The organism is Candidatus Cloacimonadota bacterium, from assembly GCA_016932035.1.
In the GTDB taxonomy this organism is placed as follows: domain Bacteria; phylum Cloacimonadota; class Cloacimonadia; order JGIOTU-2; family JGIOTU-2; genus Celaenobacter.
In genome coordinates this window covers 12,259-37,545 of the sequence record JAFGDR010000024.1, presented here as the reverse complement: position 1 = coordinate 37,545, position 25,287 = coordinate 12,259, and the positions used below count along the sequence as shown (strand labels likewise).

Sequence of the window (25,287 nt, the reverse complement as noted above, 5' to 3'; positions counted from 1 at the left end):
GGAGATTTAAAATGAATATTGAAGATACAAAACATGTAGAAGAGATTAAATACAATACTGAACTAGTTAACGAATTTCTAGGTTTGGGATGGACTCTACTTTTAACTTACAGTGAAAAAGATATTGAATATTCAAGAGGTCCATATTTTATTTTAGGTTGGCAGAAAGAAGAAAATCCTATTTTTCCAGAATCATATAATAAAAAACCTGAAATGAAGAAATTTAAATATAAATAAATTAAACTAAATCATCCTATTGGTCTTATATAGATTTACACCGTATAAGTCTATAATAAATTTGTGCGGAAATAATTACCTTAAAAATAAAAAACCCGCCGATTTTACTCAGCGGGTTATATGAATGCGAGAGAATGTAAGGTTTACCAATTTTCACATTTTACTTCAAAGTATGCTTTGGGATGAGCACAAGCAGGACATTTTTCCGGAGGTTGTGTGCCTTCATGTACGTATCCGCAATTTCGGCATTTCCATTTGATCACTTTGTCCTTTTTGAAAACAGTTCCATCTTCAATATTTTTCAGTAATCCGAGATAACGCTTTTCATGCTGAATCTCGGCTTTGCCGATGTGTCGGAATGCGGAAGCGATTTCTTTGAATCCTTCCTGTTCTGCAATATCTGCGAATTCAGGATACATGATCGTATGTTCATAGTTCTCACCAGCAGCAGATTCAGTTAAATTTTCAACGGTTGTACCGATTTTACCGGCTGGGTAGGCAGCAGTTATTTCAACTTCACCGCCTTCGAGGAACTTGAACAACCTTTTTGCATGCTCCTTTTCATTAAGCGCAGTTTCTTCAAATATGCCTGCTATTTGTTCGTAACCCTCTTTCTTTGCCTGCTTTGCAAAAAAATCATATCTGTTACGAGCTTGTGACTCTCCTGCAAAGGCAGCAAGAAGGTTTTTTTCTGTTTGTGTTCCTTTGAGTTCTTTCATGTATATTACTCCTTGTATTCAATTTAAAATTTTAAGATTTGATAAAGATTGTCATTCGGATCGTTAAAATAGAGTTTCCATTTTCCTGATTCCATATTGATGATCGAACTTCCTAGGGTCATACCTCCGGTGAGTCCACCTGTTGTATCAGGTTCCGCAGCAACCTCGCAGAGAAATCCATGCAGCACATCACACGTTACATCTTCAAGTTCATCTTCATATGTTGCAATCAAACCTGAAAGTGTGTCATAACGCCAGTGTGTTGTTGCATCATCATCTGTTGGATGGGCAAGCATTGCATCCTGAATAAAATGATTTGTGTGAGCATACAATCCATCAACTTCATAAACTACAGATGTATTTTCTGCTTTCTCGACCGATACGACTCTATTTTCGATATCGGATGCAATGTTTACATGAAGTGCATTACACGTTAGTGTGTTTTGAATGATTGAAATTGCGTCATCAACATCCTCTGCTTCTAACAATGCTCGAAATACAAATAGGTGCGGAACACCGCCAGGAACACCAGAAGCACTCTGTATATAATTTCCTGAAAATGCTAATCCAGCGTCTGTCAACGCAGGAGCTACTCCACACAATATTCCCGGATAATAGAAATTAATAAATTCCGGTTTTCCAGGTAGTTCAGCTCTGACAACCCCCATAAGATCTCCAAGCTGAGCAAATCCGTCTTCATTATGAGCCAGATATTGCGTACCATTGTAATTATAGCCAACAGTCGAACAACCAAAAGGTGCTGAGGGGATTTCATAATCAACCTGCTCTTGTGCGCCATAGAAAAGAGCAATGATGTCTCCAAAAAGATTCAATGTCATTAGTGTTTCATATTCAACACCGATAGCGTCAGCAGTGCCATGAATTTCCTGCACATAATCGGGAAACATAGCTTCCGCAGTAGCAACAATATTTTCAAAGAAATAATCTGAGTCGATAGCAATAATACTTTGGATCGTAGCAATAAGATCTGCCTGCCGGTCTATAGCTGTGAGTATTTGAGTAGAGAATCCTTCTCCAATTGCATAGCCCAGATCGTAATAATTATTCGCTTCGATATGTAAGAGAGGAAAATATTCCTCAGAATTACTATTATTAGATTGGAATAGCTTACAGCCCAAAATAAAAGCAACACTAATTAAAAAAATGAAAAAAACAATTTTTGTATATTTCATTTATTTTTTGATCCTTTCACGGCAAGTATAATTGATGATTCATTGCCGATATTTTCAATAAAATGAATTACCTCTTTTTTTATCTGAAGTGCATCACCAGCATTGGCTACAAATTGATGTTTTCCGATATGTAAATTGATACACCCTTTGATGACATACAGCATCTCTTCGTAAGGATGTTTTTGCGGATTTATCTTTGCACCAGCCGGCATCGTATACATGTAAGGTGCAAGATGGTCAAAATTTCCAAAGAAGGGTCTTATCTCAATTTTATCTGAATGTTCAACTTTCTGATGAGTCGATAAATGTGCATGCTCGTTCTCATCGGTGATGGCATGGAACATCTCCTGAGGAGCAGAGCAATGTGGGCACACATCAGGGGACTCTGTTCCCCTGAATATGTGTCCGCAAACTTGGCAGCGCCAGTGTCTCATAACTTACTCAGATGGAGCTGCAGGAGCGACAAAGGTTCGCGCTCCAAGCTCTTTGTCCAGCATCAGAAGCCCGTTGCCATTATCACCGATATATCTCAACTTATCAATGATCTCGTTATCATTACCTTCTTCTTCGATCTGTTCTGTGACAAACCACTGCAGGAAGATCTCGGTTGCATAATCTTTTTCTTGCTTTGCAAGATAAACAAGCTCATTGATACTTTTAGTTACAAACTGTTCGTGTTCCAGAGTTTTCTGGAACATATCCATTGGTGACTTGAAATCAGCAGGTGGCTTCTTGATTTCATCGAGAACCACTTTTTGATTCTGTTCAAAGACATAGTTATAGATCTTTTGAGCATGACTCATCTCTTCCTGAATCTGTATAAAGAACCAGTTTGCAAATCCCTTCAAACCGATATCCTCTGCATGAGCGGACATGGCAAGGTAAAGGTATGCGGAATAGAGTTCTTTATTGATCTGAAGATTTAGTGCATCCGTCATTTTTTTGCTTATCATAAGTTACCTCTTATTCTTTTTTCCACAATCCATGGATATTGCAGTATTCGCGGACTTCGAGTCCATCCTGCATTTTTACATAGAATTCCGCTTCTGGCTTATCTTCTGGGGTAAGATGCTTCCTGTTTACCCAGGGACCGTTCTTCACTTCGATCCATTCGATGTAATGCTGATCTGTCATAGGATGAGGAACAGAACCGACTTTGACACGGATACCTTCTTCAATTTCCTCGACAACAGGAACGTGTTTTTCTGTTGCTGCATCCACGGTATTTTCGGTCATTTTCTTCATAGGAACACCGCAGCACACAAGCTCACCGGGTCCACCATGAACCATTTCAACAATGTTTCCACATTTTTCACATTTGTATATTTCCATGAGTTTAGTCATTTTTTACTCCTTATTTGTTATTTACGGACCTACATGCATCATTTCGAATTCTTCATCATACATCTCGAATTCTTCAGCCTGCTGTTTTTCGATTTCAAGAAGACGATAGTGTCCCATCTCCATCGAAGCAATATACTTAAGTCGTCGGGAGAGTTCTTCATCCATCTTGAAGCGATTTGCCAGCGACAGATAGAAATAATGAGCTGCTTTTTCTGCATCCATTGCCTGCTGGAAAACATCGCTGAACCGGATGTCCTCAGGATCGAATTCGATCTCTGGAAGCGGAACTGGATTCTCGTTCGGAAGAGCAATATCCTCATCTGGGAATGCTTCCTCCCAGAGTATCTTGAAAAAGTCATAATGCTTCTGCTCCTCGACAGCGAGGAACTCGAGTTTATCTTTGAGCATGAAATTCTTCACTGATTGTGCAAGGGAGTTATAGACATTTTTACTGTCCATTTCACTTTTCAATGCAGTGAGGAAAAGGTCTTTTTTTGAATAGCTTTCGATATCCATGATTTTTATTTTCCGAGTTGACGCTTCATTTCGGTAAGTTGCACAACATGCTTGCGCTCTTCGTCTATGATGTCATCAACTAATTTTTGCTGATGTTTCGGCACAACATTTCTCATCTCATGATAGTAGAGAATGGTATCCAGTTCTTTGCCAATGGCGAACTGAAGTGCTTCATCAACGGTGTTAACACTCTCAATGCCCTCATCGATCTTATCGATCGTGAAAACAAGATTGTCTGCATACGCATGAAGATAGTCGAAATACTCGCCTGGATAACTCTCCTGGGGATTGTAGTCCTCGATCTTAGCGAGCATCTCTTTGAATACTTTTTCATGTCGGACTTCCTCGATTGCGAGAAAGTCAAAGAGTTCTTTCACTTTTGGGTCATCAAATTTCTCTACCATTGCTCGGTAGAATTTTTCTCCATTTTCTTCGATTTGAACAGCGAATTGATAAATTTCGGTAACGTCGAATATATTCATTTGTTCCTCCGCGATTAATGTATTTCTTTATGTTTTTGTGCTATTGCATCGGCAAGTTTATCAAGTTCTTGAAAGACTTCTTCATCGGGAAATCCTTTACTTATGACGGGTTCAAGAAGTTCACCTTTGAAATTCGTTAAGATGTTCTTTATATTATCAACCATTCGTGAACCCCATCCAAATGAGCCGATGATTGAGGCGAATTTTGCTTTCGGTCTAAGCATGTTGGTCAGATATGTTGCATACACCATTTTGGGGTGAGGACCGACATGAACGGTGGATGAGGCGACTACTACTGTTGCGGCATCGACAAGCTCCATTGCGAATTCTCCAATATCGGTAACAGAAATATTGAATGGGATGACAGTGATCCCGTGATCTGTCAATTTTTCAACAAGATAATTCACCATTCTCTCAACACTTCCATGCATCGAGATATAAGGTATCAGCACCTTGTTATCAACATGATTAGACGTCCACTCTTCGTATTGCTCGAGGATGAATTCGGGATTATCATAGACCTGCCCATGTGTTGGTGCAATTATCTTGATGTCGAGATCTTTGAGCTTCTGCATATGTTTCTGAATATTCGTTCTGAAGGGCATCATTATCTCTGCGAAATAGCGCTTTGCAGCAAAATAGACCTTTGCTTCATCCCGAACAAAAAGCTCACTTGAAGCCAGGTGTGAACCAAATAGATCACCCGAAAAGAGAATCGCATTCTCCTCAAGATAAGTGAACATTGTTTCTGGCCAGTGCACCCAAGCCGCCAGCAGAAATTTCAGAGTTCTATCACCAAGAGAAAGTGTATCTTCATGATTAATTTCTAGAAATTTTTCATCTGGAATGTGGAGAAGATCCTGTAAGAATGTTTTGCATTTTGAATTGGTAACAACGACTGCATCATGATACATTTCAAGAAGGTAAGGAATACCTCCGGAATGATCCTGTTCTGCATGATTTGATATAATATAGTCCAGCTTTGATATGCCGAGTTGTCGTAGGTTTGAAAGGAGCATCTCGATCTTGGGTGGATCAACCGCATCGATGAGTGCTGTTTTCTCGCTGCCACGTATTACGTAAGCGTTATAGCTTGTACCTCCAGGAAGAGGGATAAGCTCATCGAAGGTGCGCCTATCCCAATCCTGAACACCTACATAAAATACTTCTTCTTTGATTTTCTGGAAACCCATTATTCACCTAAATTTCTACAAACATGTCTTTATCAACACCACAAACAGGGCAGACCCAATCATCCGGAATGTCTTCAAAGGGAGTTCCGGGTTCGATGCCTGAATCGGGATCGCCAACTTTCGGGTCATAAATATAACCACATACGCTGCATTGGTATTTTTTCATTGTGTTATCCTCCTGTTATTTATTTTCTTCGATTGAATAACCAGCATTTTTAATAGCCTCAATGACTTCATTTTCATTATATTCACCATTGATATGAACGAGCTTATCAGAGAGAGAGATGTCAACATTTTTTACACCATCAATTTTAGATACTGAATTTTTGATGGAAATGACACAATGTTTACAATTCATGTCCGGTACTTTATATATATTTTTCATGTTTTCTTCTTTGATAGAGATTTTCTTATTAGAAATGATTTTTATCAAAACTGCTTTCAAAATTAATATGATTAATATCAGAGCGGATACAGTTTTAAGCCATTTGGGGAGCATTTTCATACCACCGCTGAAAAGTGAAATATTATTGCTGGAAAGAAACCAGATATGGTCGAGAATAAGGCCGAAAAGTAATCCGGTTACAATAATTGAAAGCAAGAATGAAAAAAGTGACTTTTTCCCAAGTTTCCCGCCAACAAAACTTATTGTTGCAGCATTTGTTGCAGGTCCTGCGATCAGAAATACCAAACCAGCTCCGGGAGTCATTCCCTTGAGAATCAGAGATGCAGCAATCGGGATCGAGCCGGTCGCGCAGATGTACATCGGGATTGAGATCAGAAGCATGATCGGATACGCGAGAAGAGGATTACTGAGGTAGCGTTCAACAAAAGCATTTGGTATAACAAATGAGATAAGACTTCCGATCAGGATACCGATTATGATCCATTTGCTAACATCTTCGACAAGATCAAAAAATCCATATCTGAATGCTGAAGCAATTTTCTCCCATAAACGATGACTATGTGGTTTAGTATCACTACATATGTTGCATGAGAATCCTTCATTAATCATCTTTGGATCTCTGTCTTTATCAAGAAGATTCGTGACTGTTCCGCTGAAGATTCCTGCAAAAAATGCAGCAACTGGTCTGATAATTGCAAATACAGGTCCCAGAAGTGAATAGGTTGCAAGAATTGAATCCACCCCGGTTGTCGGAGTTGATGACAGGAACGAGACTGTAGCACCCTTTCCAGCACCTTCTTTTCTGATATATGCAGCAACAGGGATTACACCGCACGAGCAAAGAGGGAGGGGAACTCCGAAAATAGATGCTTTCAGTGTTGCAAGAAATGACCGTCCAGAGAGATGTGTATAGAGTTTATTTTTCGGAATTACAACATTCAGCATACCTGCAATAAAAAAACCGAATAGCAGATAAGGTGCCATCTCGGAAAGGAGGAACCAGATTTCTTTTAAAACACCTATTAAGATGTTCATTGTGAATTCTTCTCTTTCTCAAGGCAGTGTTTACAGATTCCACGAAAATAACCATGTTTCTGTTTAATTTGATGTCCTTGAATTTCTGTTCTTGATAAGAAAGGACAGTCAATAGTTATATCGTAAATTCTCCCACATTTTTCACAGAGAAAATGATGGTGCTGCGAGGTGTTCAGATCAAAGCGAACTTCCGAGCCAGTGATGTATAGGGGTGTAACAATACCCTTTTCAATGAAGAGGTTCAGCGAATTATATACTGTTGTTTTTGAGATGGTCGGTATTTTTTTAACGAGATCATCATAGATCATTGCTGCAGTAGGATGATTATGTTTTTTTTCAAGATACTGAAGTATGCTCAACCGTTCGAAGGTTGGCTTAACTTGTTCCTTTTCTAGTAATTTTATTATCTCATCCATATTTGAACTCATTACAAATTTTAAATGAAAATATAAAAGTAATCAAAACAATGTCAAAAAATTATTAATTTATTAAATTCGTTCGATTTTTTTAACGCCTTTCTGACCGTTACGAAGGTCTCGCTTAAGAGGATTTGTATATCTTTGCAAAATAATCCCTGCAATAACAAAGATCAATCCAATGATCGTTGAAAGCAGTATCCTCTCTCCAACAACAATACTTACCACAAAGAGTGAAAGGAAGGGTGTAATATAAATGAAATTACTTACCTGCGCTGTGGTCTTTGCATATTTAAGTGCACTCAGCCAAACGATGAAGGTCAATCCCATTTCAAAGAATCCAACATATGCTGATCCCAGAATTCCTTTCAAGTTCGGGAATGAAAATCCAACTAATAATGATCTCACCAATAGAAGAACAACACTGAAAAGAAGTCCAAAACAGAAACTCACGAACAATTTAATGACTATCGCATGTTTATCCTTCACGTTAAATATCCAGAAAAGTGCCCAGATAACTGCGCTTCCAAGCGGAAGAAGATCTCCTCTAATATTCGAAAATTCAAGACTTGCGATATCACCTTTGGTTGCTATGATGATCACTCCGATAAAGCTTATGATTATTGCTACAATGCTGAGAAATTTAATTTTCTGTTTGAGCAATGGAATAGAGAGCAGAACAAGCATCAATGGCCAGGTGTAATTTAATGTAATCGCTTCCTGTGCGGGAAGTATCGAGTATGCTTTGAAAAGGACAATGTAATAAAGAAAGGGATTGAGAAATCCTAGTAACGCTGCAAACAGCAGATCTTTTTTACTGTATGTTCTGATAAGATGGAGTTCTTTTCTAATCAACAGGACAATAAAAATAATGAATGTTGAAAAGAATGAAGCAAACAAAAGCAGCTCAAGATAATCAACATGCCGCAAACTGATCTTAAATGCAGAAGCAACTGTTGACCAGAGGATGACTGCAAGAACTGCAAAAGAATATGCTTTTTTCTGATCGTTCATGCTATGATGATGGGTGGTATATACTTTGGACTTCTTTTTCTTTGAGATACCGCCATTCACCTTTTGGAAGTTTACCAAGAGTAATATCTCCGACCTGTACACGCTTCAGTTCTATAACTGAACTACCAATTGCCTTGATCATGCGCCTGATCTGTTGATTTTTCCCTTCATAAATTACCATACGGAGTTTTGTTGTATCATGAGATTTATTATAACTTTTGAGGAATATCTTTGCCGGCAGTGTTTTCCCGTCATCAAGCTCGATACCGTTTCTGAGAAGCTTTATCTTAAAAAATGGAATTTTACCCTGCACTTTTACAAGATAGGTTTTCGAAAGTTTTTTACTGGGATGTGTTATTTTCTGTGCAAAATCACCGTCATTAGAGAGAAGGAGTAATCCCTCAGAATTTTTGTCCAATCGCCCGATTGGGAAAATATGTTCTTTGAATTTTGGGAGTAGATCAAATACGGTTTCTCGTTCATAAGGATCATCAGCAGTAACAAGATATCCTGCCGGTTTATTGAGCATAATATAAAATTTATTTTTGTGAATATGCAGTACGTTATTCTTATAACTTACAACATCATTCTCGACATCGATATCTGTTGCGAGATCTTTAAAAATTGCACCATTGATCTTGATTTTTCCATCAAGGACGAGTTGTTCGCATGAACGACGTGATCCCAGACCTGCTTGTGCAAGAAATTTATTGATCCTCATTTCCTACCATTGCTCGATCGTGTTTGATAGTATGACATCACTCAGTTCATAGATGATGGATTCCTGAGCTTCCTCCTCTGAAAAAAGTTCGATGCCCTGCCCGTCGTTTTCCTCTGTTTGAGTGCCAGTTCCATAAAGAGCAAAAAGACTCAAGCTGTTATTGTTCCAGATCACCTTATCCTGAACCATATCTTTTGCTTCGATCTGGAAAATAATAGTAACTTTCCATTCTGAAGGATTTTCCTGCATGTCGTATGCATTGACGATCATGCTATATGACCGCACAACACCACGAATATCAAGGTTGGCATCAGCACCGAGAACTTCGAGTCGATTATCGTCGATGAATGCTTCTGTTAAATATTGTGTAATAAGATCCTGCAGCTCGTACTGTTCAGTTTCATTATCAAATTCTGTGATCATAACTGATTTAATATGAGGATTTGATCGCGTATAAAAGGAATAGTGTCCGCATCCGAAAACGCATACTAAAATAAGCCCAAGATAGAGATATTTTTTCATCATTTAAACCTTCTTGCATAAGAAATTGAGAGTATGATTTTCTATGTCAATTTATCTATATCAAATGCTGATTTTTATGTATTATCATAAATTTACTATTTATATTACAAAAAGTTTGACTACAATTGTTCGAATTGTACCTTATTTAGCGGAGGCACATCAATGGTAAAAGATGAAATATTAACCCTGAGTGAAGCAGCAGAATTTTTAAACATGTCACCTGAAACATTGGTGAATCTTGTTTCTCAAAAAGAGCTTAAAGGTATTAAGGTCGGGAACCAGTGGCGTTTTATAAAAGAAGATATCGAAGCATGGAAAGATACGCAGGATAAACCAAATGTAGAAAAGATCGCTCTTGAGAATGTGGTGAGTAGATTTTTCTCATTTATAAACTCGGATTTTATTCTTGAAGATCTTAATGCAAAGCACCGATTCGAGGTACTTGCAACGATGTCACAGTTTGCAAAAGATAACAGCGTTTGTACCAAGCAGAGTTGGCTTTTTGACATGTTGAGCAAGAGAGAACGTTTGATCTCTACAGGAATAGGGAATGGTGTTGCATTTCTTCATCCAAGGAGTATTCATAGCGATAAGATTAACTTTTCGGCAGTCTTACTTGGAATATCGAAAGAGGGTGTCGATTTTCGATCTCTGGACAGAACACCCGTGAACCTTTTCTTCCTCCTTCTTCTTAAAACCGAGCAACAACACCTTTTTGCACTCTCATACCTGAGTCAAATGTTCAGAGAGGATCATCTCAAAGGTCAGATAATGAAAGCACCTGATAAAAAGACAATCCTTGATCTTCTGAAATTAAAGGTCGAGTAAGTTACATAAGCGTATAATAACCACAGAAAACACAGAGATAATCTCATGTATTTTAATCACATTTTTTGAAATTATATTTATGATATACACTAATACTGATTGTTTAATTTCGAACATTATTATATATTTTGATAATGAATAGCAGAATAAATGATTGGATGGTATAAAAAATGGTGGGCCCAAGAGGGATCGAACCTCTCACCGCCCGGTTATGAGCCGGGAGCTCTACCAACTGAGCTATGGGCCCTGATAAAATGGTAAGGTATTTGTCTGTTATGTAAGGGATAACCTGTCAAGTTTTACACAAAATCATGAAACACTTCGAATTGATATCGGATTACAAACCAAAAGGTGATCAACCTCAGGCAGTAAAGGAACTTACAAAGAACGTCAGAGATGGCGCACCGTTCCAGACTCTTCTTGGTGTTACCGGTTCCGGGAAAACATTCACCATAGCAAATGTCATTAAAAATGTAGAGAAGCCGACGCTTATCATTTCTCATAACAAAACGTTAGCAGCACAGCTTTTCGGGGAAATGAAGCAACTCTTTCCAAATAATGCAGTCGAGTACTTTGTCAGCTATTATGATTACTACCAGCCCGAAGCATATCTACCCGTAACTGATACCTATATCGAAAAAGATGCTGATGTCAATGAACAAATTGATAAACTCCGACTCAGGGCTACCATGTCTCTCATGGAAAGACGAGATGTGATTATTGTAGCAAGTGTATCCTGCATTTACGGTTTGGGGGTTCCAGAACAATATAGAGAATCACTTATCGATCTGAAAGTCGGGCAGGAGCTTGATAGAGAAGAACTCCTTCATAAACTCGTAGATATTTATTATGCGCGGAATGATTTTGAATTTCAGCGAGGAACTTTCAGGGTGCGCGGAGATGTTGTCGAGATCTATCCTGCATATCTGGAAAATTCAATCCGGGTGGAGTTCGATTTCAATCGGATAATCAGATTATATCGTATCAATCCTTTGACCGGAGAAATTCTCGAAGAACTTGAGGAATATGCAGTCTATCCGGCAAAGCATTTCATTACCTCTCCCGAACATCTTGAAAGAGCGTTAGAGAACATCAAAAAAGAGATGACCGAGCGAGTGGAGTATTTCAAGTCACAAAATATGTGGATAGAAGCACAGCGTATTCAGCAGCGCACAAGCTTTGACCTTGAAATGCTCCGAGAAGTAGGGTACGTATCCGGTATCGAGAATTATTCTCGTCATCTTTCTGGCAGAAAAGAAGGAGAACGCCCTGCATGCCTGCTCGATTACTTTCCTGACGATTATCTTATGATCATTGATGAATCACATGCAACGATCCCTCAAGTGCATGCGATGTATGGTGGAGATTTTTCCCGAAAAAAAGCACTTGTGGATAACGGATTCCGCCTGCCATCTGCGTATGATAACCGTCCGCTTAAATTTCATGAATTTGAACATATGATGAACCAGGTTATCTTTATGTCTGCAACACCAGCAGCATATGAACTGAATAAATCAGAAGGTGTGATTGTCGAGCAGATCGTGCGTCCAACCGGTTTGATCGATCCTGAGATTGAACTGAAAAAAGCAGAATTCCAGGTAGATGATCTTCTGGATCAAATACAAAAATATGTAGAAAAAAATCAGAGGATACTCGTAACGACACTCACAAAAAAGATGGCAGAAGATCTGACAAATTATGTCTCGCAGATCGGCATCAAAGCAAAGTATCTGCACAGTGAAGTTCATACACTGGACAGAACAGAAATAATTCGTGACCTTCGATTAGGTGAGTTTGATGTGCTGATCGGTGTAAATCTTCTGCGTGAAGGACTCGATCTACCTGAAGTTGCTCTGGTGGCAATCCTTGATGCTGACAAAGCTGGTTTCCTGCGTTCTGAACGTTCTCTCATCCAAACTGCTGGACGTGCAGCACGTCATATTGACGGCAAGGTGATATTCTATGCTGACCGGGTTTCAGAAGCAATGCAGCTTGCCATCGATGAGACGAACAGGCGTAGAAAAATTCAAAAGAAGTATAACGAAGATCATAATATAACTCCAGAATCCATCAGCAAAACAATCGAAAGTATCATGCAGTCCACCTCTGTTGCTGAGTTCAAAAAAGAGCAGAAAAAGGGTGAAAGCGATGCGCAGCAGAAAAAACTTGATTTCGAAAAATATCTTGAAATAAATAGCAAAGAAGATGCGATCGAACTACTGACGAATGAGATGAACCGTCTAGCACGGGATTTGCGCTTCGAAGAAGCTGCCGAGATCAGGGATAGGATTCTCGAGCTTAAAGAAATGTAACGAGGTTTGTATGGAAGAACGAATAACCGATCCTGAAATTTTGGATGATGATCTTACGTATGATGTGACCCTGCGTCCAAAAACACTCAAAGATTTTGTCGGACAGGAAAAGATAAAAGAAATCCTCTTGATCACGATACAGGCGTGCAAGCAGAGAAACGAACCCATCGATCATGTTCTTTTTTACGGACCTCCGGGACTTGGCAAAACAACCCTTTCTAATATTATTGCAAATGAGTTGAAAACCGAACTAAAGACAACATCTGGTCCTGCAATTGAAAAACCTTCCGATCTCGCAGGCATCTTGACAAATCTTAGCGCAAAAGATGTCTTCTTTATCGATGAAATACACCGTCTCAATAGAGTGATAGAAGAGTATCTCTATCCTGCTATCGAGGATTTCAATCTTGAGATCATTATTGATCAGGGACCCAGTGCAAGAACACTCCGACTGAACCTCGAACCCTTCACACTTGTTGGCTCGACCACCCGTGCCGGTTTGATCACAGCACCTCTCCGAAGCAGATTTGGACTGGTTCTTCGGCTTGATTATTATGATAATAATGAAATATTTAAAATCGTGTTGCGTTCTGCTAAATTGCTCAATGTTGAAATAAAAAAGGACGGTGCGCAAGAGATCGCATGTCGCTCGAGAGGGACTCCACGAATTGCAAACCGACTTCTCCGACGAGTTCGTGATTATGCACAGATAAAGGGAGACGGTATCATTACAAAAGAGATCGCCCAGGCAGCGCTCAGCATGCTCGAAGTGGATGAACTTGGACTCGATGAAATGGACAAGAAGCTCATTCAGACAATTATTGAATTTTATAAGGGCGGTCCGGTCGGTCTCAAAACTCTTTCTATGGCTATCGGTGAAGATCCTGGAACCATCGAGGAAATATACGAACCCTATTTACTGCAAAAGGGATTTCTGAAACGAACGCTCCGCGGCAGAGAAGTGACCGAAAAGGCATATAAGCATTTCGGCATCGAACCAACCGGGAAGAATGCAAAGAAACAGAGTAAACTGTTTGAATAGACAAATTTAGTACTCACTTAAAAAAATTGACTTTTTTATCGTGGTATTTTGGTTCTTTTTCGACTGAAGAATGAGATCAAAACACAAGGAGACGTTCATGTTAAAAAAGAGAAGATTTACAAGTATTATAGTATTTTGTTGTTTTGTATTCGTATCTATAACAATCAACACATATGCACAAACACCCAATTGGCAATGGGCACAAAAAGCTGGTGGTACAGATGATGATCGTGCCATGTGTATTCAACTAGATAATGTCGGTAATATATATGTTTCAGGATTTTTCAATAGCTCTGCAAATTTCGGTCCATATTCTCTAACCAGTGACGGTTTTTCTGATATTTTTGTAGCGAAGATGGACCAGTATGGTAACTGGCTTTGGGCTGTTAAAGCAGGTGGAACTGATTATGATCAGGGTTTGAATCTAACCGTGGATAATTCAAACAACTGTTACATTACTGGTTATTGTGGAAGTAATGCTACATTTGGACAGTATTCAATTACGGGTTCGGGCAATAAAGATATCTTTGTTGCAAAGATAAATGCGAACGGTACCTGGCAATGGGCAACCGGAGCTGGGGGAACGGATTATGATCGAGGATATGGGATCGCGACAACACCTTTAGGCATTAGTTATGTTACAGGTTATTTCGAAGATACAGCGACTTTTGGTATGCAATCATTAGTAAGCAATGGTAGCTCTGATATTTTTGTAGCAAAGATTGACGCTTCAGGTACCTGGCAATGGGCAGAAGGAGCAGGTAGCTCTAATTATGATGAAGGAAAGAAGATTGTAGTTGATAATACAGAAAATGTATATTTAACAGGTGGTTTTTGTGAAACACTAAATCTTGGTTCTCATTCGGTTGTGAGTCTAGGATATAGTGATATTTTTGTAGCAAAGATTGACCAGACTGCTAACTGGTTATGGGCTGCGAGTGGTGGTGGAACATATGTTGATTTTTCATATGGTATCGGGTTGGATGGTGTTGGTAACTGCTATGTTATGGGAGATTTCTTTTATACAGCCTATTTCGGTGAGCATTCAGTAACTGCAAGTGGATCTAATGATATTTTTGTTGCTCAACTTGAAAGCACTATTGCAGTTGATGATGTTCAACATTCCTGCTCCGAAATTAATAATTTTCCTAATCCCTTTAACAATAGAACGACAATTTCATATTCTTTGAAATCAGCATCTCCGATTTCTTTTGAAATCTATAATCTTAAAGGTCAATTAATCGAAATAATACTCGATGAAAATATACAAGCAGGTGATCATACTCTCGAATGGAATTGCCAGAATGTTCCAGCAGGAGTGTATTTCCTTAAGATGAAAGCTGGCGGTGAAGAAAGTATAATAAAGCTGGTTTTGATTAAATAAATGATTGACAGAATTTTATAAATAATTCTGTAAAGACTACCGAATAGGAAGTAGTATTTATTTAAGAGATTAGACTTCTATAATTTTAGAGGAAACAATGATGTATTAATTAACATAAAAATATTCAATTTATCAAACGGCTCATCAGCTGAAAAGGAGTATAAATGGTGAAAGAAAAAAAATACCGAATTTATTTGGTAAACTGTTTAATTTTTTTACTAGTTTTAATACCTGTAATTCTTAATTCCACCGTCATTCCTGCCGGTAATGTAAGTGGCGTTTGGGATATTGCCGGTAGTCCTTATTACATCGATGGAGAGATAACCATTCAAGCTAGTGATCAGTTAGAAATACAGCCAGGGGTCGATGTTATCTTTAACGCTCATTATAAACTGATTATTTACGGTAGGATAGTTGCCAATGGAACTGCAGCAGATTCTATTTCATTTACACCGTTAAGTTCAGCTACCGGCTGGCATGGAATGCGTTTTATCAATGGAAATCTTAATTCCCTTCCAGCATCGGAAATCAGTTTTTGCCAATTCAAAAGTGGTTCTGGAATGGGTTCTGGCGCAGATGCTAACGGCGGTGCAATATACTGCACAAATACATCCAATTTAACTATTGATAACAGTTACTTTGGTCTTAATTACTGTCAATGGGATGGTGGAGCAATCTATCTGGAAAATGGCTCTAATGTTCATATAACAAATTCGATATTCATGCAGAATGACTGCGGATTTTACGGAGGATGCTTAATCTCATATTCATCCAATCCAGTTATTGACGGCTGCACCTTTAAAAATAATACTTCCTCAATATTTGCTGCTGGCGTAAGTGCCTGGAACAATTCAAATCCGGAAATATACAACTGCTGTTTTATTGACAATTTCGCGGGAGCATGCACAGGTATTTATTGTGTTAATTCTAATATAATCCTAGCAAATTTGATAATGTTCAATAACACAACCAATTATGGATCAGGAGCTGCCATTGGCATAACAAATTGTACAACTCAGGCATCCAATATTACAGTGGCTGACAATACTTCACCTCTTTCCGGAGGTGCCTTCTGGGTAAATGGGGGCAGTTTGGAACTGCATAATTCTATTCTCTGGAATAATCTACCGGAAGACATTTTTGTATTGAGCGGTACTGCAAATGTCTACAACAGTTGTATTAGCGATGGAACTACAGGAACAAACGTAATATCAGCTGATCCAAAGTTTGTTAATTATGCTGGGTATGATTTTCATCTGGATGAAACCTCACCCTGCATTGATTCAGGTGATGATTCAATTGTACCCTTTGCTCTTCCGCTTTTTGATTTTGAAGGAAATAACAGAATCATAGATGGAGACCTTAACGGAACACCTGAAATTGATATGGGTGCTTATGAATTTGTTCCGATTGTACCCACCGGTTTCATTGCTGGGAATGTATCAGATATTGATGGCATTCCTCTGGAAAATGCTGAAATAACTGCGGGAACGTACACAGCTACAACCGATTCAAACGGTAATTATTCCATGGAAGTGGAAGCCGGAGAGTATACTGTTAACTGCTATTTAGCGGGATATCAGATTCCTGATGCTGTGAATGTTACTGTCCTTGCTGGTTTTACTATGACAGTTGATTTCATTTTAGAATTTGACGTAGGAAATGATGATATTATAAATGTTTCCGGTTTAACACTTCGAGGTAATTATCCCAATCCTTTTCAATCACACACAACAATCAGTTATTCACTTAAACAAGCAACTTCTGTTTCTTTAGAAATATACAATCTCAAAGGTCAATTAATCGAATTATTGCTCGATGAGAATATTAAAGCAGGAGATCATACTCATGAATGGAATTGTCAGAATGTTCAAGCAGGAGTGTATTTCCTCAAAATGAAAGCAGGAAATGAAGAGAGTGTAAAAAAGCTGATTTTGATGAGATAAAGAATATTTACATTTTAAAAAGGACTGTTGCAAAATCATTCTCAATGGTCCTTTTCATTTTCTAGCCTATCAACTCTCCAAATTTTCAATCATCAAACATCCCAACCTTCAAATCTTTAAATTTCCAAACCTTTTAACCTTTATTAATCCTTGACGGCTCATTTGACATTTTAAATATCCATCACTATTATATATAAAAATCGAATAAATACAGAAAAGGAGTGACCGTTTGTTATGATCAAGGTTCAGAATCTTACAAAAGATTACGGACAGCTGCGTGCGGTGGATAATATCTCGTTCAACATACCCAAGAGCGGTATAATCGGGATACTCGGACCGAACGGTGCAGGAAAAACAACAACCCTCAAAATGATGACCTGCTTTATGCCTCCCACAGAAGGCACCGTTTTCATCGATGATAAGAACATCTACCAGAATTCAGTTGAAATCCGCAAAATGATAGGATACCTCCCGGAAGGTTGCCCGATCTATACGGAAATGAATGTTGTCGATTTTCTCTATTTTATTGCTGAACTCCGGGATATTGAGAAAAACACTGTTGATAGACGTGTGAAAGAGATGATCGATGCGTGCGGCTTGGAAGAGGTCGTGAGTAAAGAGATTGGAGAGCTTTCAAAGGGATATAAACAGCGTGTAGGACTCGCTGCTGCGCTTATCCATGATCCTGAAATCCTCATTCTTGACGAGCCCACATCAGGACTCGATCCAAACCAGATCGCAGAGATCCGCATGCTCATTAAGGAGCTTGGTAAAGAAAAAACCGTGCTCGTTTCCACACATATTCTCAGCGAAGTTGAAGCGATTTGCGAACGCGTGATCATCATCGACAGAGGAAAGATCGTTGCCGATGCATCCCTTGAAGATATTCAAAGCTCGTTCCATAACCAGAACAGGATCTTCTTCGAGATTCAATCCAAAAAAGATGATGATATTCTGCCTGCATTCGAAGTGATAGAAGGTGTTGAAAGTCTACAGCTTTTCAGTAAGCACGAAGATGAGATGATCACCAAATTCTTCATCAATTATTCGAAAGATATGGATATACGTCCTGCATTGTATAACTTCATCAAGAAAAACAAAGATTGGACACTTCTTGAGATGAGAACCGAGCAGCACAGCCTGGAGGATATTTTCAGACAATTGACGGAAAAAGTTGAGGAGGTGGCACATGCATAACATCATCACCATTGCAAAACGTGAAATTCGTAGCTATTTCTATACACCCGTGGCATACGTCCTCATGACCATCTTCCTGCTTATTACAGGCTGGTTCTTTGGCTCGGAACTGTTCCTCGTCAATGAAGCAACAATGAGAAATATATTTGCTCTTACTCCACTCATTTTCATCTTCTTTATTCCTGCAGTTACAATGCGATCAATCGCCGAAGAGAAACGTTCGGGTACCATTGAGCTCATATGTACATCACCGGTAAAGGATTCGGAAATAATACTTGGAAAATTCTTTGCTGCTTTCGTGCTCCTTTTTGCAACGATATTCTCGACCATCATCTATGTCATCATTCTTCTCATTCTCGGTAAACCGGATGGCGGTGTGATCGTTGCAGGTTATCTCGGACTGCTTTTTATGGGAGCTGCTTATGCTGCGATAGGCATGTTCGGCAGCACGATCTCAAAGAATCAGTTCGTGTCCTTTATCATTCCATTTTTCGTCATCCTGATCCTGTACCTCGTTGATAAATTTATGTATTTTGTCCCAACCTGGCTTGGTTCGATCCTGCAATATATTAGTGTGGACTACCATTTCCAAAATATTGCTCGCGGCGTGATCGACACCCGTGATATTATTTATTACCTATCCCTCATATTCCTCTTCCTTTTCTTTGCCTGGCACTCATTATCAAGACGCAAATACTTATCGAAGTAGGAAGGAGTCATCATGGGAAAATTAAATAATACATCAAAAATAATTTTAGTTGTCGTGATCATTGTACTTATCAATTTGATCTCATTATACCTTTTTACAAGGATTGACCTCACAGCTGACAGACGTTATTCAATCTCCAATTACAGCAAAGAGTTCGTAAGAAATCTTGATGATAAATTCACGATCAAGTGCTTTTTCTCAAGTGAAATTCCCTATCCTTACAACAATCTCCGCAGGGATGTGAAAGATAAACTTGAGGAATTCAAAGCATTCGCCAGCAGGTATTTCCAGTTTGAGTTCGTTAAGGCAGAAGATGAGCAGAAACTTGCGATGGATGCCCGTCGATTTGGCATTCCTGAAGTGCAGCTCAACACGATCGAGAATGACCAGATCCAGATCAAAAAAGTTGTGATGGGAATGGTCTTTATGTATGAAGACAAGACCGAAGTGCTTCCGATTGTACAGAGTACAGAAAATCTCGAGTATGAAATTGCATCTAAAATGAATAAACTAATCAAGGTTTCACTGCCAACGATCGCTTTCCTGCAGGGGCACGATGAAGTGCCGTTCCCGGATAAGATGCAGACCATCCAGCAGATGCTTCAAGCGAACTATAATCTGAAACCGGTCAACCTGAAAGAAGACCCCAAAGGATTGGATGATGCAGAAATTCTCGTTATAGCCGGTCCGAAATCAGAGATTCCTTATGATGAAAAATATCTTATCGATCAGTTCATCATGAAGGGTAAAAAAGTTATGTTCCTTGTTGGTAATGTTGAAGCTGATATTAATACTGGGAAAGCAACATACTATGAAAACGATATGAATGAATGGTTCGGACATTATGGCTTCGAAGTCAAACGTAATCTTTTGTTCGATAAGAGATGCTCATCCATACAGGTCAGGCAGCAATATCAGGGCGGCTATGCGATCAGCTATATCCAGTATCCTTTCATCCTTGATCTTATTGATTTGAACAGAGAGAATATTATCGTAAAAGATCTTAAATCACTGATCATGGCGTTCGCAAGTTCTATTGAAACGACTCAAGCCGAACAGGACAGCATGGAGGTTATCTGGCTTGCACGAAGTTCAGAGCTTAGCGGTACGCAGGTTGGACAATTGAATATCAATCTTCAGTATAAAATCCCGATGGATCAATATAATAGATCAAAACTTCCTGTTGCAGCTCTTCTGTTGGGAAATTATAACAGTTATTTTAAAGATAATCCTCTACCTGACAGCATCGATACAACTGGATTTCTTGAGAATGGAGTACAATCCCGACTTCTCGTTGTTGGTAATGCAAGCTTTGTGCAGGATGATTTTGCAAACCAGAATAATGCGACCTTTTTTGCAAATGTTGTTGACTGGATGGCGCAGGAGAAAGGTCTCATCGAGATTCGATCCAAAAATATCGCTGCACGTCAGTTGAAGGACATTTCTGACGGTTCAAAAGGAACGATAAAATTCATTGCAGTATTGCTACCACCCATCATTGTTATTCTTGTGGGTATTCTGCTTTGGCGAATCAAGAAGACTCGCTATGCAAGGATAAAACGATTCATGGGGGTGTAGATGAAAAACGGTAAAATCACTGGTCACAAGGAGGAACTCAAATGAAGAAATCTGTTATCTGGCTTATCATTATTGTCGTGATATTAGCACTCATATATTTCATTATAAAAGGTATAGAACCAAAACTCGAACGTGGTGAACAAACTGGTTTTGCTGCCTTCGATGCAGCTGGTGTATCCAAGATCGAGATCATGCATCAGGACGGAGAAAATGATGTAACATTCGTCATGGATGATGATTGGGAATTGAGTTATCCAATCGAGTATGCTGCTGATGAGCAGGCAATGCAGCGGCTCATTAGAGTTCTTACTGATATGAAGTTCGAAACCATTGTTTCTGAGAATCCCGAAAAACAGTCTATCTTCGAGGTGAATGGAGAAACCGGCACGAACATCAAGGTCTATAAAGGTGATGTGATGGTGCTCGATTTCTATGCTGGTAAAACAGATCAGTCCGGCATGAACACCTATATTCGAGAAGAGGGTTCGGATAAGGTCTATGCTGTGCAGGGAAACTTGTCTTACACTCTTGATCGTCCCCTCGATCAATGGAGAGATAAAGCGATCATAAATATCCCTCAAAATGATCTCCAGCAGGTTGAAGTTACCTGGAATGATACAACCGTTGTCTTTACACTTATCGATTCACTATGGTCTATCGTACAGGGTGATGATTACATGGAAGTCCACCAGAATGATATTGGTGCTATTACGAAAGCATTTTCACCTCTCAAGGCACAGCAATTCCAGGAAGAACCCGTCGATGTTGACTGGCGAAATCCAGAAGTGCTTGTGGAAGTGCGCACGTTGACAGGTCCTGAATATGCCTGCAGATTTATTCCAAAAGATGAAAATCAATACTATGTTAAACAGGACGCTGCTGATCAGATATTTCTCATTTCCAAATATGCAGTGGATAGATTTAAGAGAACAGGTTCTGATTACCAGAAAAAGTAACCAACGATAATCAAAAATACAAAGACCTTTGAGATTGCTCGAAGGTCTTTTTTATAAACCAAAATTTGGGCTTTCGAAATAAATGCTCTGACGATATGATCTGGTATTATGCAAAAAGAAATAGCAGAACGCCTACAATTCCGCGCACAACTCCAATTGAGGACACAAAGATATAGAACCAGTTTACTTCTGGGAATCGAAGATAGGTTAGCACCATAACAATTGCTACAATGATACCTTCATAACTGTTAGATTTATGCAAGAGGGATTCTTCCCGTTCATCTGGTTTATGGTTTATCTGCACAAGTATCAAGGCGATCATGAAGGGAACAAAGCCTATAATGACGCCATAAATGTCATATTTCAGACATGCAAAGTATGTCAATATTCCTGAAAGTAACTGGATCACGAACATCAGAATATAATTTCCTTTAAGTTTCATTTTTGTTCTCCTTGTTTAAATAGAATATTTCCTCAACAGTTGTTTCAAAATATGCTGCAATCTTTAATGCAGAATGTACTGAGGGAATAAATTTACCCCGTTCGATCGAATGAATCGTCTGCCTGCTCAATTCAACCGATTTACCGAGCTCGTCTTGAGTTATATCAAACCGGGCTCTCCAGACTTTTAAATGATTTCCAATTTTCATTGTATCTCCTTGGTGTCAAATGGAAAGTAAAGATATAATTATGTCAAGCTTAATTTACAAATTGTAATGTATAATAGTGAAAACTTACCGTTAACCGAGTCGTGATTGACATTCAGTGACAGTATTTGAGACAGCTACTCAGATATAAAGAGAAAATATTATGATCTGGTTGCCAAACCTTAGATTGTTACCGATTAATGATTTGTGTATATCATTCGAACTTTTTTTTATGGTTTAATTAAACTTAAGCTTCTTGACAAAACGTACTATATTCAAAAGGAAAAAATTGAAGTAATTCTTTTACGTTATACAGCAGGAGATACATATGTTTCGAAAAATGAGAAGACAGGATAGAAAACTCACAACGGAAAAAACTAAAGCACTTTTAAAAAAGAGTGAATACGGCGTGCTGGCAACGATTGGAGATGATGAATACCCGTATGCTGTTCCACTTCACTATGTGTATCATAATAATGCGATCTATATTCATTGTGCATCGGAAGGGGAAAAGTTGGATGGTATTAGGAAAAATACAAAAGTGTCGTTTTGTGTGGTTGGTCCAACCGAAGTGATACCGAAGAGTTCAGTGCCAGGTATCAAAGTGTTATTATTTTTGGAAGAGCTTCCGAACCGCAGAATGATGAAAAGAGAAAAGCTCTAATTTTGATCCTGAAGAAATATGCGAAAGAATATATGCCTGAAGGAAAGAGAGAGATAATAAAAGCCGGTAATGATGTTGCAGTAATTAAAATTACAATCGAGCATATAACTGGCAAGAGGAGAGAATAACAGTCATTTGACTTTTTTTATTAAAGTATATACTTCTTGACAGCTAATCATATTACGAAAAATGTAAGATAAGAATTGGGAAATTCTAAAAAAAGAATAGAAGTGTATAGTTCTTAACATATTGTGATGTTAACGTTGTTTTATTATATTTCATTAATTTTATCTGATATAAGTAATTACTAGTAGTTTAATAATATCCTTTGTCTATACCGAAGAATGAATTTTAAAAGGATATTGTATGCAATCGACAATGATTTTATTATAGGAGAAGCCATGAAAAAATTGTTCCTTGTTTTTTGCTTTTGTTTTTTATTCAATCATCTCAATTCAACGATTATCAACATTCCTGCAGAGCAAACTACAATTCAAGCGGGAATTAACGCTGCTGTAAATTCTGATACAGTACTTGTTCAACCTGGAACATACGTTGAAAATATCAATTACAACGGAAAGAACATTACTGTCGGTTCTTTGTTTTTAACCACGCAGGATACTTCTTATATTTCCAGCACTATTATTGATGGAAATGCTGCTGGAAGAGTAGTAACAATTACAAATGGAGAGAGTTCATCTGCAGTATTAACCGGATTTACAATCACAAATGGTAATATAAGTTCTCAAAATGGAGCAGGTATACTTTGTATAGGATCTAGCCCTACAGTCGAATATGTTAGAATAATCGCTAATACTACGACCAGTCGAGGTGGAGGTGTATACTGTCAGAATGTTTCAAGTCCAACTTTTCAAAATGTAGAAGTTACTAATAATACATCCGGCCAGGGCGGTGGAGGTATGTACTTTAGAACGTATGCGTGCGCAACTCTAAAAGATGTAATAGTTTCAGGAAATCATGATAATTCGATTGGAGGAGGTATAGGTTGTGATAATGCCAATTGTGATCTGCGTAACGTTACTGTAATAAATAATACGAGTAGTTTAGGTGGTGGAATTTATTGCTGGGATTGTAATCCAGTATTTAATAATATTACTGTAACAAATAACACTGCAAATTTTGGTGGTGGCATTGCATGTAGATTTACTGCAAATCCAAATATACTTAACTCAATTTTATGGAATAATTCTCCTGAGGAAATCTATCTTGATACAAATAGTTCAATCACTATAACTTATTCGGATATAGAAGGTGGTTATACAGGCACTGGAAATATTGATTCCGATCCCCTATTTGCTGATGCAGCAAATGATGATTATCATCTCACTTGGGATAATTTTCCTGTTCCCGATGCGACCATGTCTCCCTGTATAAATACCGGTGATCCAGCTTCACCCTTTGATCCCGATGCAACAATTACAGATATGGGAGCGTACTATTTTGATAGATCTGCAGCAGCACCAGTCATAACAGGTGTTACAGATGTTCCTGATGATCAGGGTAGAAATGTACAACTTATTTGGAATAGAAGTCCTTACGATGCACCGAATTCTCCCGTAACGATAGAATCCTATTCTGTATGGAGATATGATGATGAATTTAGTGAAAAAGGATCGACTGATATCTTTTATAATCCTCAGGAAATAATTGAAAGATCTATTAAAGATAATTCAAAACAATATTATTGGAAACGAGACGATGAAGTACTTACATTTATTTCACAAATTCCCGCAACTGGTTATGCAGAATATTCCGTTTTTGCACCTACCTGCAAAGATTCGAGTTATGTCTCCACGAATTATTCAACATTTCAAATCCTTGCCCATACTGATGTTACTCTGATTTATCATCCATCTCTTCCTGATTCCGGCTATTCAGTTGATAATATTGCACCTGATGAAACTGAACTTTACATTACTCAAACTGGGACTATTATGAATATAAGCTGGGATGAAGTGGAATATGGTACATACCAAGGTAATTTATATCCTGAGCTAAATGGAATCTGGTATAAGCTGTATGCCGGAGATTCACCTGATTTTGTTTGTGATGATGTTCACCTGATAGATGTAGTTGATGACTTGAATTATAACTATCCTTTATCAGGACAAAATAAGAAGTTCTTTAAAGTGGTGGTTAGTGATCAGCCACAATAATCAGGGTAAACTATCGACCTTAACATCATTGAACTCTGATTTGGCTATGA

The 25,287-nt window shown here is 38.5% G+C and carries 27 protein-coding genes, 1 tRNA gene and 1 pseudogene; 12 read left to right on the top strand and 17 right to left on the bottom strand.

The genetic code is table 11. The annotated features are described in order from the left end of the window. Positions 1–236 (top strand): hypothetical protein (locus tag JW794_03875; protein MBN2017255.1); only part of this gene is annotated, 236 nt, incomplete at its 5' end. Between the two features lie 143 nt (positions 237–379). Here the strand turns inward: JW794_03875 and JW794_03870 are convergent. The 14 genes from JW794_03870 to JW794_03805 all read right to left on the bottom strand — a co-directional run bounded on the left by JW794_03870 (position 380) and on the right by JW794_03805 (position 9,800). Next, positions 380–955: a rubrerythrin family protein gene (locus JW794_03870; GenBank protein MBN2017254.1), complete on the bottom strand. Its 576-nt coding sequence runs from the start codon at positions 953–955 to the stop codon at positions 380–382. Positions 956–978: 23 nt separating this feature from the next. After that, a complete protein-coding gene (locus JW794_03865) occupies positions 979–2,148 on the bottom strand; it encodes a hypothetical protein (protein MBN2017253.1) in 1,170 nt (389 codons plus the stop codon). Then, positions 2,145–2,582 (bottom strand): cupin domain-containing protein, encoded by a 438-nt coding sequence (locus JW794_03860; GenBank protein ID MBN2017252.1) that lies wholly within the window; start codon positions 2,580–2,582, stop codon positions 2,145–2,147. Before JW794_03860 ends, JW794_03865 begins: the two co-directional genes overlap by 4 nt. Before the next feature lie 3 nt (positions 2,583–2,585). After that, positions 2,586–3,101, bottom strand: a complete 516-nt coding sequence (locus JW794_03855; protein ID MBN2017251.1) for a ferritin — start codon at positions 3,099–3,101, stop codon at positions 2,586–2,588. Between the two features lie 10 nt (positions 3,102–3,111). Then, positions 3,112–3,492, bottom strand: a complete 381-nt coding sequence (locus JW794_03850; GenBank protein MBN2017250.1) for a desulfoferrodoxin — start codon at positions 3,490–3,492, stop codon at positions 3,112–3,114. A gap of 21 nt (positions 3,493–3,513) precedes the next feature. Continuing rightward, positions 3,514–4,008, bottom strand: a complete 495-nt coding sequence (locus tag JW794_03845; protein ID MBN2017249.1) for a ferritin family protein — start codon at positions 4,006–4,008, stop codon at positions 3,514–3,516. 5 nt (positions 4,009–4,013) lie between these two features. After that, positions 4,014–4,490: a ferritin family protein gene (locus JW794_03840; GenBank protein ID MBN2017248.1), complete on the bottom strand. Its 477-nt coding sequence runs from the start codon at positions 4,488–4,490 to the stop codon at positions 4,014–4,016. 14 nt (positions 4,491–4,504) lie between these two features. After that, complete coding sequence (locus JW794_03835; protein MBN2017247.1) at positions 4,505–5,683, bottom strand: FprA family A-type flavoprotein; 1,179 nt, start codon at positions 5,681–5,683, stop codon at positions 4,505–4,507. 7 nt (positions 5,684–5,690) lie between these two features. Continuing rightward, entirely contained in the window at positions 5,691–5,849 is a 159-nt protein-coding gene (locus tag JW794_03830; GenBank protein MBN2017246.1) for a rubredoxin, read from the bottom strand. 15 nt (positions 5,850–5,864) lie between these two features. Then, entirely contained in the window at positions 5,865–7,124 is a 1,260-nt protein-coding gene (locus JW794_03825; GenBank protein MBN2017245.1) for an SO_0444 family Cu/Zn efflux transporter, read from the bottom strand. Continuing rightward, the gene (locus JW794_03820) at positions 7,121–7,540 is read right to left on the bottom strand and encodes a transcriptional repressor (GenBank protein ID MBN2017244.1); all 420 of its coding nucleotides are present in this window, start codon (positions 7,538–7,540) and stop codon (positions 7,121–7,123) included. The genes JW794_03825 and JW794_03820 overlap by 4 nt, the downstream gene beginning before the upstream one ends. Positions 7,541–7,612: 72 nt before the next feature. Beyond that, positions 7,613–8,554, bottom strand: coding sequence for a DMT family transporter (locus JW794_03815; protein ID MBN2017243.1), 942 nt, complete (start codon positions 8,552–8,554; stop codon positions 7,613–7,615). 1 nt (position 8,555) lies between these two features. Next, positions 8,556–9,275, bottom strand: a complete 720-nt coding sequence (locus JW794_03810; GenBank protein MBN2017242.1) for an rRNA pseudouridine synthase — start codon at positions 9,273–9,275, stop codon at positions 8,556–8,558. A gap of 3 nt (positions 9,276–9,278) precedes the next feature. Continuing rightward, positions 9,279–9,800, bottom strand: coding sequence for a hypothetical protein (locus tag JW794_03805; GenBank protein ID MBN2017241.1), 522 nt, complete (start codon positions 9,798–9,800; stop codon positions 9,279–9,281). A 159-nt stretch (positions 9,801–9,959) separates the two neighbouring features. Between JW794_03805 and JW794_03800 the strand changes: the two genes are divergently transcribed. Next, positions 9,960–10,625 (top strand): PTS sugar transporter subunit IIA, encoded by a 666-nt coding sequence (locus JW794_03800; protein ID MBN2017240.1) that lies wholly within the window; start codon positions 9,960–9,962, stop codon positions 10,623–10,625. Positions 10,626–10,796: 171 nt separating this feature from the next. Here the strand turns inward: JW794_03800 and JW794_03795 are convergent. Next, positions 10,797–10,872, bottom strand: a tRNA-Ile gene (locus JW794_03795). 61 nt (positions 10,873–10,933) lie between these two features. Between JW794_03795 and uvrB the strand changes: the two genes are divergently transcribed. From uvrB to JW794_03755, 8 genes are all read left to right on the top strand, one after another. Further along, positions 10,934–12,937 carry an excinuclease ABC subunit UvrB gene (gene uvrB / locus JW794_03790; protein ID MBN2017239.1) on the top strand — a complete coding sequence of 668 codons (2,004 nt, stop codon included), beginning with the start codon at positions 10,934–10,936 and terminating at the stop codon, positions 12,935–12,937. A gap of 10 nt (positions 12,938–12,947) precedes the next feature. Further along, on the top strand, positions 12,948–13,979 hold the full coding sequence (gene ruvB / locus JW794_03785) for a Holliday junction branch migration DNA helicase RuvB (GenBank protein MBN2017238.1): 1,032 nt from the start codon (positions 12,948–12,950) through the stop codon (positions 13,977–13,979). A 97-nt stretch (positions 13,980–14,076) separates the two neighbouring features. Next, on the top strand, positions 14,077–15,363 hold the full coding sequence (locus JW794_03780; GenBank protein MBN2017237.1) for a T9SS type A sorting domain-containing protein: 1,287 nt from the start codon (positions 14,077–14,079) through the stop codon (positions 15,361–15,363). 164 nt (positions 15,364–15,527) lie between these two features. Next, on the top strand, positions 15,528–17,309 hold the full coding sequence (locus tag JW794_03775; GenBank protein MBN2017236.1) for a T9SS type A sorting domain-containing protein: 1,782 nt from the start codon (positions 15,528–15,530) through the stop codon (positions 17,307–17,309). Between the two features lie 234 nt (positions 17,310–17,543). Continuing rightward, a complete protein-coding gene (locus JW794_03770) occupies positions 17,544–18,506 on the top strand; it encodes an ATP-binding cassette domain-containing protein (GenBank protein ID MBN2017235.1) in 963 nt (320 codons plus the stop codon). Beyond that, positions 18,499–19,215, top strand: a complete 717-nt coding sequence (locus tag JW794_03765) for an ABC transporter permease (GenBank protein ID MBN2017234.1) — start codon at positions 18,499–18,501, stop codon at positions 19,213–19,215. The genes JW794_03770 and JW794_03765 overlap by 8 nt, the downstream gene beginning before the upstream one ends. A 12-nt stretch (positions 19,216–19,227) precedes the next feature. Next, entirely contained in the window at positions 19,228–20,793 is a 1,566-nt protein-coding gene (locus tag JW794_03760; GenBank protein ID MBN2017233.1) for a Gldg family protein, read from the top strand. A 41-nt stretch (positions 20,794–20,834) separates the two neighbouring features. Beyond that, positions 20,835–21,749: a DUF4340 domain-containing protein gene (locus tag JW794_03755; protein MBN2017232.1), complete on the top strand. Its 915-nt coding sequence runs from the start codon at positions 20,835–20,837 to the stop codon at positions 21,747–21,749. Positions 21,750–21,855: 106 nt separating this feature from the next. Here the strand turns inward: JW794_03755 and JW794_03750 are convergent, their stop codons facing one another. After that, positions 21,856–22,191, bottom strand: coding sequence for a hypothetical protein (locus tag JW794_03750; GenBank protein MBN2017231.1), 336 nt, complete (start codon positions 22,189–22,191; stop codon positions 21,856–21,858). Next, entirely contained in the window at positions 22,181–22,399 is a 219-nt protein-coding gene (locus JW794_03745) for a helix-turn-helix transcriptional regulator (GenBank protein MBN2017230.1), read from the bottom strand. The genes JW794_03750 and JW794_03745 overlap by 11 nt, the downstream gene beginning before the upstream one ends. Before the next feature lie 325 nt (positions 22,400–22,724). On the opposite strand from JW794_03745, the pseudogene JW794_03740 reads away from it, so the two are divergent. Both JW794_03740 and JW794_03735 read left to right on the top strand, forming a co-directional pair. After that, positions 22,725–23,188 (top strand): annotated as a pseudogene (locus tag JW794_03740) (pyridoxamine 5'-phosphate oxidase family protein). A 273-nt stretch (positions 23,189–23,461) separates the two neighbouring features. Beyond that, entirely contained in the window at positions 23,462–25,237 is a 1,776-nt protein-coding gene (locus JW794_03735; GenBank protein MBN2017229.1) for a hypothetical protein, read from the top strand. Positions 25,238–25,287 lie beyond the last annotated feature (50 nt).

Coding starts and splice junctions, on each gene's coding strand:
- JW794_03870 (MBN2017254.1), bottom strand. CDS start 955: ATGAAAGAACTCAAAGGAACACAAACAGAAAAAAACCTTCTTGCTGCC.
- JW794_03865 (MBN2017253.1), bottom strand. CDS start 2,148: ATGAAATATACAAAAATTGTTTTTTTCATTTTTTTAATTAGTGTTGCT.
- JW794_03860 (MBN2017252.1), bottom strand. CDS start 2,582: ATGAGACACTGGCGCTGCCAAGTTTGCGGACACATATTCAGGGGAACA.
- JW794_03855 (MBN2017251.1), bottom strand. CDS start 3,101: ATGATAAGCAAAAAAATGACGGATGCACTAAATCTTCAGATCAATAAA.
- JW794_03850 (MBN2017250.1), bottom strand. CDS start 3,492: ATGACTAAACTCATGGAAATATACAAATGTGAAAAATGTGGAAACATT.
- JW794_03845 (MBN2017249.1), bottom strand. CDS start 4,008: ATGGATATCGAAAGCTATTCAAAAAAAGACCTTTTCCTCACTGCATTG.
- JW794_03840 (MBN2017248.1), bottom strand. CDS start 4,490: ATGAATATATTCGACGTTACCGAAATTTATCAATTCGCTGTTCAAATC.
- JW794_03835 (MBN2017247.1), bottom strand. CDS start 5,683: ATGGGTTTCCAGAAAATCAAAGAAGAAGTATTTTATGTAGGTGTTCAG.
- JW794_03830 (MBN2017246.1), bottom strand. CDS start 5,849: ATGAAAAAATACCAATGCAGCGTATGTGGTTATATTTATGACCCGAAA.
- JW794_03825 (MBN2017245.1), bottom strand. CDS start 7,124: ATGAACATCTTAATAGGTGTTTTAAAAGAAATCTGGTTCCTCCTTTCC.
- JW794_03820 (MBN2017244.1), bottom strand. CDS start 7,540: ATGGATGAGATAATAAAATTACTAGAAAAGGAACAAGTTAAGCCAACC.
- JW794_03815 (MBN2017243.1), bottom strand. CDS start 8,554: ATGAACGATCAGAAAAAAGCATATTCTTTTGCAGTTCTTGCAGTCATC.
- JW794_03810 (MBN2017242.1), bottom strand. CDS start 9,275: ATGAGGATCAATAAATTTCTTGCACAAGCAGGTCTGGGATCACGTCGT.
- JW794_03805 (MBN2017241.1), bottom strand. CDS start 9,800: ATGATGAAAAAATATCTCTATCTTGGGCTTATTTTAGTATGCGTTTTC.
- JW794_03800 (MBN2017240.1), top strand. CDS start 9,960: ATGGTAAAAGATGAAATATTAACCCTGAGTGAAGCAGCAGAATTTTTA.
- ruvB (MBN2017238.1), top strand. CDS start 12,948: ATGGAAGAACGAATAACCGATCCTGAAATTTTGGATGATGATCTTACG.
- JW794_03780 (MBN2017237.1), top strand. CDS start 14,077: ATGTTAAAAAAGAGAAGATTTACAAGTATTATAGTATTTTGTTGTTTT.
- JW794_03775 (MBN2017236.1), top strand. CDS start 15,528: ATGGTGAAAGAAAAAAAATACCGAATTTATTTGGTAAACTGTTTAATT.
- JW794_03770 (MBN2017235.1), top strand. CDS start 17,544: ATGATCAAGGTTCAGAATCTTACAAAAGATTACGGACAGCTGCGTGCG.
- JW794_03765 (MBN2017234.1), top strand. CDS start 18,499: ATGCATAACATCATCACCATTGCAAAACGTGAAATTCGTAGCTATTTC.
- JW794_03760 (MBN2017233.1), top strand. CDS start 19,228: ATGGGAAAATTAAATAATACATCAAAAATAATTTTAGTTGTCGTGATC.
- JW794_03755 (MBN2017232.1), top strand. CDS start 20,835: ATGAAGAAATCTGTTATCTGGCTTATCATTATTGTCGTGATATTAGCA.
- JW794_03750 (MBN2017231.1), bottom strand. CDS start 22,191: ATGAAACTTAAAGGAAATTATATTCTGATGTTCGTGATCCAGTTACTT.
- JW794_03745 (MBN2017230.1), bottom strand. CDS start 22,399: ATGAAAATTGGAAATCATTTAAAAGTCTGGAGAGCCCGGTTTGATATA.
- JW794_03735 (MBN2017229.1), top strand. CDS start 23,462: ATGAAAAAATTGTTCCTTGTTTTTTGCTTTTGTTTTTTATTCAATCAT.